The sequence below is a fragment of the Leisingera sp. genome (genome assembly GCF_034669605.1).
In the GTDB taxonomy this organism is placed as follows: Bacteria; Pseudomonadota; Alphaproteobacteria; order Rhodobacterales; family Rhodobacteraceae; genus Leisingera.
This window is the reverse complement of the sequence record NZ_JAXMOX010000121.1, coordinates 1-14,096: the sequence shown is the minus strand read 5'-3', so window position 1 is coordinate 14,096 and position 14,096 is coordinate 1. Positions and strand designations below refer to the sequence as shown.

17 protein-coding genes are annotated in these 14,096 nt (G+C 59.9%); 7 read left to right on the top strand and 10 right to left on the bottom strand.

Features of this window, described 5'->3' with window-relative positions:
* The 3 genes from VOI29_RS15190 to VOI29_RS15180 form a co-directional block, all read left to right on the top strand.
* Window positions 1-575: NnrS family protein (locus VOI29_RS15190; RefSeq protein ID WP_323780309.1), on the top strand; the 575-nt coding region annotated here is incomplete at its 5' end.
* 95 nt (window positions 576-670) lie between these two features.
* Window positions 671-880, top strand: coding sequence for an IS200/IS605 family transposase (gene tnpA / locus VOI29_RS15185; protein WP_323780306.1), 210 nt, complete (start codon window positions 671-673; stop codon window positions 878-880).
* Between the two features lie 211 nt (window positions 881-1,091).
* Window positions 1,092-2,135: an IS110 family transposase gene (locus tag VOI29_RS15180; protein ID WP_323780303.1), complete on the top strand. Its 1,044-nt coding sequence runs from the start codon at window positions 1,092-1,094 to the stop codon at window positions 2,133-2,135.
* An 872-nt stretch (window positions 2,136-3,007) separates the two neighbouring features.
* Here VOI29_RS15180 and VOI29_RS15175 read toward each other — a convergent pair.
* The 6 genes from VOI29_RS15175 to napE are packed head-to-tail and all read right to left on the bottom strand — an operon-like array spanning window position 3,008 to window position 7,632.
* The gene (locus VOI29_RS15175) at window positions 3,008-3,691 is read right to left on the bottom strand and encodes a NapC/NirT family cytochrome c (RefSeq protein WP_323780300.1); all 684 of its coding nucleotides are present in this window, start codon (window positions 3,689-3,691) and stop codon (window positions 3,008-3,010) included.
* The gene (locus VOI29_RS15170) at window positions 3,691-4,161 is read right to left on the bottom strand and encodes a nitrate reductase cytochrome c-type subunit (protein WP_323780297.1); all 471 of its coding nucleotides are present in this window, start codon (window positions 4,159-4,161) and stop codon (window positions 3,691-3,693) included. Before VOI29_RS15170 ends, VOI29_RS15175 begins: the two co-directional genes overlap by 1 nt.
* 8 nt (window positions 4,162-4,169) lie before the next feature.
* The gene (gene napA, locus VOI29_RS15165; RefSeq protein ID WP_323780294.1) at window positions 4,170-6,680 is read right to left on the bottom strand and encodes a nitrate reductase catalytic subunit NapA; all 2,511 of its coding nucleotides are present in this window, start codon (window positions 6,678-6,680) and stop codon (window positions 4,170-4,172) included.
* A 14-nt stretch (window positions 6,681-6,694) separates the two neighbouring features.
* Entirely contained in the window at window positions 6,695-6,955 is a 261-nt protein-coding gene (locus tag VOI29_RS15160; protein WP_323780291.1) for a chaperone NapD, read from the bottom strand.
* Window positions 6,952-7,470, bottom strand: coding sequence for a ferredoxin-type protein NapF (gene napF / locus VOI29_RS15155; RefSeq protein WP_323780288.1), 519 nt, complete (start codon window positions 7,468-7,470; stop codon window positions 6,952-6,954). Before napF ends, VOI29_RS15160 begins: the two co-directional genes overlap by 4 nt.
* Before the next feature lie 12 nt (window positions 7,471-7,482).
* Window positions 7,483-7,632 (bottom strand): periplasmic nitrate reductase, NapE protein, encoded by a 150-nt coding sequence (gene napE, locus VOI29_RS15150; RefSeq protein WP_323780285.1) that lies wholly within the window; start codon window positions 7,630-7,632, stop codon window positions 7,483-7,485.
* 251 nt (window positions 7,633-7,883) lie between these two features.
* Here napE and VOI29_RS15145 point away from each other — a divergent pair.
* Together VOI29_RS15145 and VOI29_RS15140 are read left to right on the top strand one after the other, a co-directional pair.
* A protein-coding gene (locus tag VOI29_RS15145; protein WP_323780282.1) for an IS5 family transposase occupies window positions 7,884-8,652 on the top strand; the annotation gives its coding sequence in 2 pieces (ribosomal slippage) (window positions 7,884-8,215 and window positions 8,214-8,652; 771 coding nt in all).
* 8 nt (window positions 8,653-8,660) lie between these two features.
* On the top strand, window positions 8,661-9,023 hold the full coding sequence (locus tag VOI29_RS15140) for a TPR end-of-group domain-containing protein (RefSeq protein WP_323780280.1): 363 nt from the start codon (window positions 8,661-8,663) through the stop codon (window positions 9,021-9,023).
* A gap of 469 nt (window positions 9,024-9,492) precedes the next feature.
* Here VOI29_RS15140 and VOI29_RS15135 read toward each other — a convergent pair whose 3' ends face one another.
* Complete coding sequence (locus VOI29_RS15135) at window positions 9,493-10,176, bottom strand: UPF0149 family protein (RefSeq protein ID WP_141889227.1); 684 nt, start codon at window positions 10,174-10,176, stop codon at window positions 9,493-9,495.
* A 172-nt stretch (window positions 10,177-10,348) separates the two neighbouring features.
* Window positions 10,349-10,735 (bottom strand): metallopeptidase family protein, encoded by a 387-nt coding sequence (locus VOI29_RS15130; protein ID WP_323780276.1) that lies wholly within the window; start codon window positions 10,733-10,735, stop codon window positions 10,349-10,351.
* A 191-nt stretch (window positions 10,736-10,926) separates the two neighbouring features.
* Here VOI29_RS15130 and VOI29_RS15125 point away from each other — a divergent pair, with 191 nt between their 5' ends.
* Window positions 10,927-11,250: an H-NS histone family protein gene (locus VOI29_RS15125; RefSeq protein WP_323780273.1), complete on the top strand. Its 324-nt coding sequence runs from the start codon at window positions 10,927-10,929 to the stop codon at window positions 11,248-11,250.
* Between the two features lie 88 nt (window positions 11,251-11,338).
* On the opposite strand, the gene VOI29_RS15120 is transcribed toward VOI29_RS15125, so the two are convergent.
* The gene (locus VOI29_RS15120) at window positions 11,339-11,632 is read right to left on the bottom strand and encodes a hypothetical protein (protein ID WP_323780270.1); all 294 of its coding nucleotides are present in this window, start codon (window positions 11,630-11,632) and stop codon (window positions 11,339-11,341) included.
* A gap of 92 nt (window positions 11,633-11,724) precedes the next feature.
* On the bottom strand, window positions 11,725-12,519 hold the full coding sequence (locus VOI29_RS15115) for a methyltransferase domain-containing protein (RefSeq protein WP_323780267.1): 795 nt from the start codon (window positions 12,517-12,519) through the stop codon (window positions 11,725-11,727).
* Between the two features lie 73 nt (window positions 12,520-12,592).
* On the opposite strand from VOI29_RS15115, the gene VOI29_RS15110 reads away from it, so the two are divergent.
* A complete protein-coding gene (locus VOI29_RS15110) occupies window positions 12,593-13,696 on the top strand; it encodes an AraC family transcriptional regulator (RefSeq protein WP_323780263.1) in 1,104 nt (367 codons plus the stop codon).
* The last annotated feature ends 400 nt before the right edge of the window (window positions 13,697-14,096 follow it).

Genomic DNA, 14,096 nt, shown 5'->3' with positions numbered 1-14,096 from the left:
TGGTTCGCGAACAGTATCCGGCGCGTCCCGCACCGCCGATGCAGCGCTTCGACAAGCTCACTCTTTTGCTGAGCCTGCCGATCCTTATGTTCTGGACGCTCAAGCCGTTCACGATCACGACCGGGCTCTGCCTGATGGTGTTCAGCGTCTTGCACCTGATCCGGCTGACCCGGTGGCAGGGGCACCACACGCTGACTGAGCCCTTGGTTTTTGTCCTGCATGCCTCCTATGCCTTCGTTCCACTGGGCGCATTCGCGCTTGGTCTGGATCAGATCCTCGGCAATCCGGGCACCGCAGGGGCACAGCATCTGTGGATGGCTGGCGCGATCGGGGCGATGACGCTGGCGGTCATGACCCGGGCCACGCTCGGCCATTCGGGCCACGAATTGACAGCGGGCAAGGCCACTGTCGCGATCTTTCTGTGTGTCTTTGCTGCCGCGCTAACACGGTTTCTGACACCGCTCCATCCGGGCCTGAGCACGGTCTCCGGCGTGTTCTGGCTGCTGGCCTTTGGAGGGTTTGCCCTGGTCTATGGTCCGATGCTTCTGCGGCCAAAGGTGGAGCGCGGAACGTGACCTGGGCGGGCTTTATCGGCGCTATTGCCCTGTTTTTTTTGCGTCGCACTCGATCCCAGTGCGGCCCGCGATAAAGTCGCGCATCGTTGCGCGGCTTGCGCGACATCGGCCGCCAGGTCTGCGCTGAGAACGGTGTCGCAATCTTGCGCGGGGTGCTGTCGAGCGATCATGTGCACATATTCGTTTCCGTGCCGCCGAAGCTGGCGATCAGCGATCTGGTGCGCAAGATGAAGGACCGTTTGTCTTTCCGGGTGCAACGGGAGTTTCCAGCGATCCGCAAGCGCTACTGGGGCTGCCGGTTCTGAGGCAGGGGGTATTTTTCGACCACCAACGGCGCCATCACCGAAGACATCGTACTTCAGATACCGTAATGGGCTCCGGCGCGAATCTCGGACGTTTCGCTTGTTGCAAGTATGGAGATGCGGTGTCGTTGCCCCCGACACGCAAGGCGTGTCCGTCTCCACGGGGTCAACCCGAGGGGTCGCCCTAAAAACTGAGTACGGAAGGGACAACGACATGAATGTTTTTATCGGAGTAGACGTTTCTCTAGCAAGCTCGGCAGTTTGCATTCTGGGTGAAGGTGGCAAGATCATCAAGGAAGCGAAGATCGATAGCGAACCCGAGGCGTTTGTCTCTTTCATGCAAGGCCTGCCTCATGAGATTCCTGGGATCGGCCTGGAGGCTGGCCCGCTGTCACAGTGGCTGTACAAGGTCCTGACCGATGCCGGCCTGCCGACCGTGCTGATGGAAACCCGCAGGGTGAAGAAGGCACTTGAAGCCATGCCTTTGAAAACAGACAGACGTGACGCCGAAGGTATCGCTCACTTATTGCAACTCGGCTGGTACAGTGCGGTGCATTGCAAGTCGGTCACAGCCCAGGAGACGCGAGCAGTTTTGACCGCGCGCGACGCGCTCAAGAAGGCGATCATCAGCATGGAACTGTCCGTGCGCGGTATCTTACGCAACTTCGGGCTGAAGATGGGAAGAATTCCGAAGCAACGGTACAACGAACGGGTTCGTGAACTGATTGATGGCATTCCAATGCTTGAGGCAATGGCGCTGCCGGTTCTGAGGGCACGCGCAGACCTGCGCAAGGAACTGGCCGGGCTTGAGAAGCTGGTGCGCAACATGGCCAGGAGGGATCCGGTGTGCTGCAAGCTGATGACCATGCCCGGTGTCGGGCCGGTAATCGCACTGACCTACAGGGCTGCAGTTGATGATCCTATCCGATTCCGCAGATCAAAGGACATAGGTCCGTGGGTCGGTTTGACTCCGAAGCGCGACGAGTCCGGTGAACGAAGCGTGACGGGGCCAATCTCCAAGACCGGGGATGCCGGGTTGCGTTGCGCCCTCTACCAGGCGGCGAATGCAATGCTCAACTGCGGGAGTGAGAACTGGTTGAAAACTTGGACGCAACAGCTCGCGGAGAAATGTGGCAACAGGAAAAAAGCGAAGGTCGCGTTGGCGCGGCGGATTGGCGTCGTTCTGCATAGAATGTGGGTTGACGGCACCGACTTCCAAACCACCCGCGACGAGGCGCTGGCGCTGCGCGCCGCTTGAGAAACATTGGGTAACATGAAATGGAAGCAACACCAACACAAGGAGCAAATGGCAACGCCTGAAAGCGTCTGCCCAGCGGTGTCCCGACCGGGACGCGGTCCCCGATGATGCACGCCAGGTACTCGCCACCGACACCTACGGGGTGTCGAGTGCGTACTTCAGATAGGCACTCGGGAAGCGGCACGGACACGGTATGAAGTTGGCAACCATGGCATCGACCACGTACGGAAGTTCGAGCTCGGCGGCGATACATCAACTGCGCAGGACTGATCGACGAAAGCCAAATACTTGATGTCAAATCTATATTGAGAACATGGGCAAGGACGCCTGCGTACTCTGCATATGACCGAACACGCGAAAACCGCCCCAACCGGCTCGCGGACCGTTCCGTTGTCAAGCCAATGCTTGACAGGGGGGAGCCCATTACGGAAGTACCTCGACAATCATATCGCCGATCCTACCGGCGCCAGCCGGTAGTCGTTCAGATGGAATTCATGGCCTAGGAAGAAAATACGACGTTGTGAATTGCCCGAGTTTTCTTTGAACAGCCGGTACGCTGGCACCCTTGCATCTCTCAGACCTCTGATGCGGGCCAGGCCGGGTTCCGCGAGCGGCAGAAGCAGGTGCAGGAAGCCCACGAACGGGCCGAGAGGCGACTGAACGATATCTCGCTGCAGTAGGTTCTGCTTCCAACAAACAGTCCAGCCTTAAATATCATTGCGCACTTGTGCGCTAAGCGCCAGTTTCTGAGCGGGCAGAAGCTGGCCCGACGCTGGCGAGGGGAGGCAGGAGGGTGTTGCACCCCAAGTTTAGCAAGACCCGGCGCCGGGAAAGGCGGCAGGCTCTCATTAAATTAGCAGCACCAACTTATATCAGTTGGCGGCTTGTGCAAGGTAGCTGCGCGTGCTGGCCAGCAACTCCGCCTTTTCAGCTTGTGCGGACGGCAGCAGAGCTGCGTGGCCCTCGCCGGACCCGTGGCCGCCTGCGCCCATGTCGGGCAGCTGGTGGGCAATGCCTTTGTGGCAGTTGATGCAGGTCTTCTCGCCGGTGAACAGGAAGCGCTCATGCGCATCCGCGGCCCGCTTGGATTGGCGGGTGATGTCCATCGACTCATCCGAGTGGCAGTTGCGGCACTCCAGAGAATCATTCGCCTCAAGCCGCGCCCATTCGTGCTGCGCCAGTTCCAGCCGGTGCTCCAGGAATTTCTCCCGCGTGCTGATGGTGCCGAAGATCTTGCCCCAGACCTCCTTGGAGGCCTGCATCTTGCGGGCGATCTTGTTGGTCCAATTATGCGGCACGTGGCAGTCCGGACAGGACGCCCGCACGCCGGAGCGGTTGGAATAGTGGATCGTCGGCTTCAGCTCCTCGAACACGTTGTCGCGCATCTCGTGGCAGCTGGTGCAAAAGGCCTCGGTATTCGTCACCTCAAGCGCGGTGTTGAAGCCGCCCCAGAAGATGATCCCCATCACAAAGCCGCCCATGGTCAGGAAACCGAGCGAAAAGAAGGCGCTGGGGCGGGTGATTATCCACCAGGCGCGTTTGATGAACCTCCACATCAGTCAGCCCCGCCCTGTTTCGAGTGCACATAGTCGAGCACCTTGTCGACATCGACGAATTCATTCTCGACCAGCGGCCGGGCGTTGGTCTGCACCACATGGCACTGGGTGCAGAAATAGCGCCGCGGGCTGACCGCGCCGAGGGTCTGGCCCTCGCGGTTCATGAAGTGGGTGACCGAGATCATCGGCGCCTGGCTGACCTCCACCGCCGTGCGGCTGTGGCAGGTCAGGCATTTGTTTGCGTTCAGATCAACCTGGTAGTTGTCGGTCTTGTGTGGGATCAGCGGCGGCTGATCCGGGTAGTTGCGCACCTGGCGGATGTCGGTGTTGACGATGCCGGGGATCTGGGTGGCTTCGCCCTGCTGGTCCAGCGGCGCGGTGTTGCGCAGCGTGGCGACCTGATTCTGGGCAAAGGCGGCCGAGGCCAGCAGGATCGGAGCGGCCAGGATGGCGAGACGGAGATGTTTCATGACGGGCCTCACACTGCTTCGATACGGACTGCGCATTTCTTGAAGTCCGTCTGTTTCGAGATTGGATCGGTGGCATCCAGTGTGACCTTGTTGATCAGCCGGCGCGCATCGAACCAGGGCACAAAAACCAGCCCTTTGGGCGGCTTGTTGCGGCCGCGGGTTTCCACCCTTGTGCGGATTTCACCGCGCCGCGAGATGATCCGCACTTCGCTGCCGCGCCGGAAACCCTGCGCCTTGGCATCGTCCGGGTGCATGTAGCAGAGCGCGTCAGGCACCGCCTGATAGAGTTCCGGCACCCGCTGGGTCATCGAGCCGGAGTGCCAGTGCTCCAGCACCCGGCCGGTGGCCAGCCACATCGGGTATTCATCGTCCGGGCTTTCCGCCGGCGGCTCATACGGCAGCGCAAAGATCACCGCCTTGCCGTCGGGTTTGCCGTAGAACTCGTAATCCGCGCCCGGGGTCACATAGGGGTCGGAGCCTTCCTTGAAGCGCCACCGGGTTTCCTTGCCGTCCACAACCGGCCAGCGAAGGCCGCGTTCCTCGTGGTAGCGGTCGAAAGGCGCCAGATCGTGGCCATGATCGCGGCCAAACTCGGCGTATTCCTCGAACAGGCCCTTCTGGATGTAGAAGCCAAAGGCCTCGGCTTCGTGGTTGCCGTATTCGCGGGCTTTCTCGGTCAGCTCGTACTTGTTGACCTTGCCGTTTGCATACAGCACGTCGAAAAGCGTCTTGCCCTTGTACTCGGGGTTGGCATCCAGCAGCTCGGCGGGCCAGACCTCATCGGTAGTAAAACGTTTGGAGAACTCCGCCAGCTGCCACAGGTCGGACCTGGCTTCACCCGGCGCGTTGACCAACTGATACCAGAACTGGGTGCGGCGCTCGGCGTTTCCGTATGCGCCTTCCTTTTCCACCCACATGGCGGCGGGCAGGATCAGGTCGGCGGCTTCGGCGGTCACCGTCGGGTAGGCATCCGAGACCACGATGAAGTTGTCGGGGTTGCGGTAGCCGGGCAGTCCTTCCTGCATCATGTTGGGACCGGCCTGCATATTGTTGTTGACCTGCACCCAGTAGCAATTGATCTTGCCATCCTTCAGATCGCGGCTCTGCTTCACGGCATGGGAGCCGACCCAGCCGGGAACGGAGCCAGCGGGCAGCTTCCAGATCTTTTCGGCGGTTGCGCGGTGTTCGGGATTGTTCACCTCCATGTCTGCGGGCAGACGGTGCGAGAAGGTGCCCACCTCGCGCGCGGTGCCGCAGGCCGAGGGCTGGCCAGTCAGCGAGAACGGCGAGTTTCCGGGGGTTGAGATTTTGCCGGTCAGCAGATGAATGTTGTACAAGAGGTTGTTGGCCCAGACACCCCGGGTGTGCTGGTTAAAGCCCATGGTCCACAGCGACATGACTCTGGTATCCGGATCGGCATAAAGCTTGGCGATCTTCTCAAGCGTTTCGGCCGGAACGCCGGACATTTCTTCCGCTTTTTCAATCGTGTATTCGGAAACGAATTCGGCGAACTCTTCAAAGCTCATCGGCTCGGAGCCGCCAGCCTTGCCGTTGTTCTCGGCCATCTGCTCCAGCGGGTGCTCGGGACGCAGGCCATAGCCGATGTCCTGATTGCCGCGACGGAAGTTGACGTGCTTGGCGACGAAGTCCTTATGCACCGCGTCATTCTGAATGATGTAATTGGCGATGTAGTTCAGGATCACCAGATCGGTCTGCGGAGTGAACACCGCCGGAATGTCGGCCAGGTCAAAGCTTCGGTGGGTGAAGGTCGACAGCACTGCCACCTTCACATGCGGGTGGCTGAAGCGGCGGTCGGAGATGCGTGTCCACAGGATCGGGTGCATCTCGGCCATGTTCGAGCCCCACAGCACAAAGGCGTCGGCGTTCTCGAAATCGTCATAGCAGCCCATCGGCTCATCGATGCCGAAGGTCCGCATGAAGCCGCCCACGGCGGAGGCCATGCAGTGGCGCGCGTTGGGGTCGATATTGTTGGAGCGGAAGCCCGCCTTCATCAGCTTGGAGGCTGCGTAGCCCTCCCAGACCGTCCACTGGCCAGAGCCAAACATGCCGATGCCCTCGGGGCCTTTTTCGGCCAGGGTTTTCTTCCATTTCTCGGCCATGATGTCGAAGGCTTCATCCCAGCTAACCGGAGTGAAGTTGCCGTTCTTGTCATATTCGCCGCCCGTCTTGCGCAGCAAGGGCGTGGTCAGGCGGTCAGCGCCATACATAATCTTGGACAGGAAGTAGCCCTTGACGCAGTTCAGGCCGCGGTTGACCTCGGCCTGGGTGTCGCCGTGCGTGGCAACGACCCGGCCTGCCTTGGTGGCAACCATGATCGAGCAGCCGGTGCCGCAGAATCGACAGGGCGCCTTGGACCATTTCAGCTCGGTCAGCTGGGCGTCGGTCACGAGGTTCTGGGCGGTGGCGGGAATGGGCAGCCCGGCGGCCAGCGCGGCAGCGGCAGCGGCCTGCGCCTTGATGGCGTCGCGGCGGGTCAGGCCAGTCTTGGGGCCGGTCATTGGGAGACTCCTTCTTAAAGGGCGGGATCCTGCGCATCGCAGATCTGATGAAAGACAAGCGCCGCGCTGGCGACACCGTCGAGAAGTTGGATTTTGGTCAGCGCATCACCGATCTTGCGGTCACTGTCGGCCTCGAACAGCACGACGATCTTGCCGCTGGGGTCGGTCTGCGAAATCTCGGCTCCGGGCATCGCAAGGATGCTGTCCTGCACCATCGCCATGTGATCCGGGTTGCTGCGCACCAGCAGGCTGGAAATGTGAAGTTCCTGGGTCATGCGGGGCTCCTTTGCTGGCGCGGATCATTTAGGGCGATGGCATCATTCGGGCAGCTGGCCAGGCAGGCGCCGCAGCCGGTGCATGCCTCTGCGTCCAGCAGGATGGCACCAACGGGATGCACCGACAGGTCCATCCGCAAGGCACGCGGGTCGCAGCTGTCGGTACAAAGCTGGCAGGCAATGCCAGCCGCGTTCAGGCAAGCATCGGTGATCGAGACGGTAACCGGCCAAGGCGCGGCTTGGGTCGGATCGAATACCGGTTCCGGGCAGGCCTCGGCGCATTCGGCACAGAAGGTGCATTCGCCCCCCTGAAAGCGGATTCGGGGGCGCTTTTGGCTGTCGAATTCGATGATCCCTTCGGGGCAGGCCTGCACGCAGGCTTCGCAGCCGGTGCAGCTGGTCTGGACCCGGCCTTCATCTGTCCAAGGCGGGCGAAACTGCGGTTTTGGGCGGGCGACTCGACCGGTCAGAAAACCGCGCCGGGAGGGCATTGGGCTGCTGGCATACGCTGGCATGGCCACCTCTCCTTAGCCGGTTGGCGGGCCAAGAAGGATCTGAGAGATCCAAATCATCAAGCCGTAACCTCCGACAATCCCCACCGACAGGACTGGGGCCAGAACCACAGCAAGGAATAGAAAGGTATTGCGCTCTTCCGCTTTACTTGGCTGTTCGGACATGAATGCCCTCCTTGGCTGATCAGTGGATCACGCAAAAGTGTAGCATAATACAGGAAGTCAACAATAGATTGCTTTCGAGATCTCCGCGCTTGTAGGAGTATGCAAGGGAGAATTCTTCGAAACATTGATCTAAGTCATTTTGCACGATAGCCTCAATCGGACTCCAATCTAGGCAGCACACCCATTAATTTCTTTTGTTTGGCAGAGGTTTGTGATTCGATTCCCGCAAAACAACAGGCGGGAGCGGGAAAATGGCGCGTTCAGACATGTGCGATCTTGAGTGGGAGTTCATCAAGGCAGTCCTGCCCAACAAGACAAGGGGCAAGAAGCGGGTGGATGACAGGCGTGTCATCAACGGCATTTTCTACGTTCTGCGCACCGGAGTTCCATGGGCTGATCTGCCCAGCGAATACGGCCCGCCGACGACCGTCTACAACCGTTTCAACCGCTGGAGCTATGCAGGTCACTGGGACCGCATCATGGAAGCCATCGCCGACGCTGATAACGTCGATACGGTCATGGTGGACGGCACGACGATCCGTGCCCATCATTCTGCCACCACGCTCAAAAAAAGCCCCGCGCCGGTGTTTAGGTCGTTCACGAGGCGGATTAGGAACGAAAATTCATGCGCTTACCAATCAAGACGGACTGCCAATCCGATATGAATTGACACCCGGCCAAGCCCATGACGCGCCGCCGTGCAAAACGCTCTTGGACAACTTGCAACCTGACCAACATGTATTGGCGGACAAGGCATATGACGCAGATTGGATCAGGGACATGATCTGGGAACAAGGGGCAATCGACGTGATCCCTCCCAAGGCCAACCGCAAACTACCCGCCGAATTTGACGCTGAAATCTACCGAGAGCGCAACAAGATCGAGCGCTTCTTTGGCAGACTGAAATCCTCGTTCCGCCGCATCGCAACCCGATACGAAAAAACATCACGAAACTTCCTGTCGATGATCAAACTGGCGTCGGTCAGGCTGTGGATTGAGTTTTATGAGTCGGCTGCCTAGCACTGGGATTGAAACGCGCCGACGAAGCGGTTCAAAAGAACCCGGGTCATTTGGATCCATTGCAACTCGGTGCCGCTGTCCTCGCCGCCCGGGGCGATCACGATCACGATCAGGCGCAGGCGTGGCTGGCCAAATCGTTTGCTATGGATCCCGACAGAACCTTGTCAAATGGGTACAATGTCGCCTGCACATACGCTCAAATCGGGGAAAACGACCTGGCGCTGGAATGGCTTGAACGCATCGCTGGCGGTCTTGGTCGGAGCCAGTTGAAATGGGCGCAAACAGATTCCGATTTGGACACCCTCAGAGGAAACCCGCGTTTCATCCAGCTGTTCCAGTCGCCAGGCGAGAAGGATGTATCCTTAGATTAGAGCACAATTAGGTCTTGGGAACGGCCCGGCATGCTGTGCGGGTTCTTGATCTATTTGTAACGATCCGGGCAACACGTTACGTGTGAGAGCTGACGTGCCCCCGCTGGTCTCTCGCTCATGGTGAGGGATTTTGTAGGGGCAAGTAACTTCCGATTAGCGGTCCGGCCATGAGGCGCTGGCGTTTGTTTTCTCCCGCGTCTCGTTTGTCCTGCATGACTGCAGCGAAAGGGCGGCTTGAGTTCCACCGGTTTCCGAGGGTCCGAATGTCCGAAAACGGGAATTTGGCCCCAGACCTTCGCACCTGCGGCGGTACCTGCGCCGCGCCTGGCACGACCGGCAGCTTAGGGCTGGGTGCAGCCGATCCGCCCCATGCGGTCCGATCCGATGACTGGTGCTGTTTGCGAGCTCCTCCCCGATTAGGCTGGTGCCTCGCTCTGCAGGTGGTTGCTATGAAATCTTTGGAGATCAGTCAGTTCCGACCGCAACACTGCTTGTATTTGCGGCCCGATCCGCAGGAGCACGGATCGTTTCGACCTGGTCGAGGACTAGCCTTGAACGGCATGCCGGAAAGATTTTCAGGCTCAGGGCGGGAAAGTTCAGGGCGTGACTGGTGCAGTATTGTCGCAACGCAGTTCGGGATCAGATCGGGGGCTTCAAGGTCGATCTGGTCAATTTCGTCGTCCGTGAATTTGCTTTGACCAGTGTAGATGTCCTGTAACGCCATCAAGAAGATCATCGTAGCCCGCGTCTCTTCGTCGGCCTGATCGAGCAGGCGTTCCCAAGCTTTCGGCCGCAGGCCCATGGAGCGGGTGAAGCCATCGACCCAAGGCTCCCACATCGTCTCGTCGCTGTTGGGATCAACCTCGTAGACAGGCTCGATCCAAAACGAGCGGGACATCGCCTCGGCCACCGAATTGTAATGCGCCATGACAGCACCGATCGTTTCTTCTGCGGCTTTCTGGTCAGGAAAATGTGCTTCGCCGGTCTCGCCCCAGACATGGGGCAGCCATTCCGAGGGCGGGATCATGTCACTACAAGCAAGAATGCCGGTCACGTAGCCATCAAATTCGCTAAGCGACATAGGCATGTTTTCCACGGGCAGCGCATGCAGCAGCGCGTTGAGGCGATCAAGCTCTTGATGTGATTGGCCCATGAAACTTCTCCCGGCGATGTCGGGAATTTTTAGCTGCGGGACTGACAATTCGCAACTATCGCAATGCCGGATGCGGGCTGCGAACCGTCGACTGCACTCGCGGCACCCCATCGTCGCGGCAACGTCACCTGTGAGCTCGAATGCCAACTTCCCCTGGGCATTGAAGAGCGGTTCAGACCCACCATTGGTCGATGGCTGCGATCTCCTCGTCAGTCCATCCGAAATGATGGGCGAACTCGTGAATAACAACATGCGCGATCAACTGGTTCAGCTCGACATCACCGCGGTCGCGCCATTCCGCCAGGATCGGCTGGCGGAAGAGCCAGACAACATCCGGAGATGGCGCCAGGTCGAGAACCGATTTCTCGGTCATAGGTATTCCCTCGTAGAGCCCTGTCAGTTCAAATGGATCTGCAAAACCAAGTTCGTCCAGCATGGCCGGCGCAGGCCATTCGGCAATGCGCAGAATGACGTTATCTGCAGCTGGCCTGAAGGCCCTCGGCAGGGAAGCTATAGTGGCGCGAGCGATCTTCTCGAAATGGTCAAGGTCGTGGTGCATGCGTTGTAATTGGTTTCTCTGAAAGGTGTAGTGAACCGCCAAGCCGGAGAGGGCAGTTCATACGCCTGGTGCGATCAGCAGCCTCCGGCCCCAAATCGGACTGCGACGGATACCGCACCGCTGTGGCCAGCTGCTTGCCTCAGAAGGGTATATCTGCTTTGACCGAGAACAACTGAAAACACAGGTGAAATATGGCAATTGATCTAAAGGGGCTGAGTGCCGCTGAATTGGAAGCACTGGCCAAGGAAATCGAAGTCCGCAAAGTGGAAGTAGAGAGCGAGGCAAAGAAAAGCGCTTATGCCGAAATGCTGGCCATTGCGGAAAAACATGGAGTGGCCTTTGAAGAGGTTATTGCTCTGCATGGCGAAAAGGGGCGTAAATCAAGCGCAAAGGCACCTGCTAAATACGCCAATCCAGCCGACCGATCCCAAACCTGGAGCGGCCGCGGGCGTAAGCCTGCTTGGGTCCACGAAGCTTTGGAAGCTGGGAAGTCCCTCGAGGATCTTGAGATCTGAAGCAGCAATTCATTTGTTGGGCTAACGCAGGCGGCACCACGTACAGTTGCGCGGGGCGCAATTGGCAACATGGGCTGCCTGCCGTCATTCACGCCTGGCGCGGCGAACGCCCGGTCGGAGCCCTGAGCGGTGGTGTCAGATTTTCGCTGCATGCGCTCGCAGTGCAGATATGGCTGCAATGGCACAAAATTTCACGCTGTTTTGCAGAGGGAATAGCAGCCGTCCATGCGCCGCGCAGCAAAGCTGAAACCATGAATTGGAAAGTTGTGGAACTTTCCGCACCCTTGCGCGCGCGGCGAATGCACGCAGAAAGTCGAATTTCATACTCGCCCGCGAAGCAGCGGTATCTCAGCGACGCAGCGATTTTTTCCGGAGCGGTCATTCAACATTCGGGTTTTCCGTTCTGCCTTCCATCGGCAAGTCCGAATCGAGTAACCATTCCGATCCGGGTAGAGTGATCGGCACAGGCGACGCCTAAGGTTTCTGTGCTTTGACGATAAGTGCTGGCATGTCGAACTCGACCCTTCCGTCTCCGGTGGAGAACGGCGCCAAGGCGTGCTCGGACTCCTCCATTAGTTGTTCGAACTGTTCGTCCGACAAGACGCCTCCGAGTGTCCACACGCAGGCACGCTCGGTCGAGACCATCGCGTCGATCGACCTGAAGCGAACCTCGCCGTTGCGCCGTACGATTTCGGCATCAACAAGACCCGCTTCGCGGCAGATGTTCATCAGCTGCTCTGCATCGCCGAGGATGAAGGGTGCCCGAAAGGCGTTCCCAACGTCTCTTCCGAATAACTGATCGAGCAGGAGCGCGAAAGCCCCGTATCCCTGCGAATTCTCGACCGCGTCACACACCGCCACGGCAAGCCGGCCCTTCGGCTTCAGGACCCGCATCATCTCGGTGAGCGCTTTCGGCCTATCCTCGAAGAACATGAAGCCGAACTGGCTGACGACCGCGTCAAAGTTGTTGTCCGGGAACGGCAGTTTCTCAGCCTTGCCTTCCCGCCACTCGATCCGCGCTGGCTTGCGGCGCGCAACGGCCAGCATTTCCGGATTGGCATCCAGCCCGACCACCGAGCCCGATGGCCCTGCAATCTCGGCGGCGGCCAGCGTCGCCGCGCCGGTTCCACAGGCCACATCCAGAACGCGGTCACCTTTCTGCATCGCGGCTTCGGCGCAGACCACCGGTCCCCACTGGGCAAACAGTGCTGGCACGAATTGCGCATCATAGACCTCCGCCGGCGGGCGTGTTTTCTGCTGAACAGTCATCCTTTTTCTCCTTCTGGTGGACGTTCTGGGCGCGACGGCTGGGCACATTGCGGCAATGAGGTTATCCTGAGGCATGGCTCGGACCCATGACCAGACGTCTCTTTCGCATGCTGGATCGTCCACGGTTCAGCACCAGCCGCCCCCCGGCGCGCAGGGCACGGCCGACATGCCAGTCCTCTGTCAGGACTCGGCGACCGACCCGCTGTCCGACGTGCTGCGGATGGTGAAGCTGACCGGCGCAGTGTTCCACCTGGTGGAGGCGACGTTCCCCTGGGGCGTGGATGTCCCCCGGGCGCGTGACTACTCTTCGATCATCCTGCCCCGCGCGCAGCATGTAATCTCTTACCACATCATCCTGAAGGGCTCGGGCTGGGCGGGCATTCCGGGCGGCGCTTCGACCTCGTTCGAGGCTGGCGACATCCTGGTGCTGGCCCACGGTGACCCCTATTCGCTGCTCAGCACGCCAGGGCAGACGCCCGAATACGACCGCGCGGCGACCATCGGTTTCTTCCGAGAGTGGATGGCGGGCAAGTTGTCTTTCGTGACCCGCGAAGGTGGCGGTGGCGCGGGCGGCGCCGAATACATGTGCGGTTTTCTCGGCTGCGACCTGCGCCCGTTCAATCCGGTGCTCTCGACCCTTCCGCCGTTGCTGCGCCTCCGACGGTCCGGACGGGACCGGCGGGGTCTGCTGGACCGCCTGATCGACCTGACGCTTGCCGACGCCCGCCTGCCGCGGATGGGCGGCGAAGCCATCCGCCTGCGGCTGAGCGAACTGATCTTCGTCGAGGTCATCCGCCTCTACCTGGACTCGCTGCCTGCGCACGACACCGGTTGGCTGTCGGGGCTACGCGATCCGGCCATCGGCAGGGTCCTGACCCTGATCCACGACCGCCCAGCCGATCCCTGGACGCTGGCCCTGCTGGCCGAAGAGGCGGGCATGTCCCGTTCCGCCATGGCAGCGCGCTTCACCCACCTGATCGGGCACTCTCCGATGCAGTACCTGACGCTCTGGCGCATGCAGATTGCCGCTCGCCTTCTTGCAGACAGTTCCATGAAGGTTGCGAGCGTCGGGTGCGAGATCGGTTACAAATCGGAGGCGGCGTTCAGTCGGATGTTCAAGAAAGCGGTTGGTGTATCTCCTACCCATTGGCGTAAAATGACGATTGCGGGCGTCTAGTCAGGCACATTGAAGAGATTCCGCGCTGCCTACAAGCCAAAGACGACAGTATCTGCGACCGGGGCAATGCCCGTCGAAACACCCCTGCGCTCTGCCTGAATGGCCGCATTTCCTTCTGCAATGCAGCGGGCAATTCCGGCGGAGCACGGGTCCTTTGCGGGAAAGTGTGAAAGCCTACGCCAAGCAAGACCCGCCGTTCGTACGGCGCACGGCGAATTCAACGAAAGAGCCCTCAGCCGTCATTGCCCTGCGGGCAGCCCTTCGCTGGCGCGGCACGTAGGTCACAGCCCCGAGCGGTCCTTGGCGGGGGCGCCATGCAAAAGATGCTGCCGCTGCAAAAAATCCTGGCCGGCTTCCGAAAAGCGGCCGTTGAACCGCCTTGGCGCGCTGCCTTCAATGC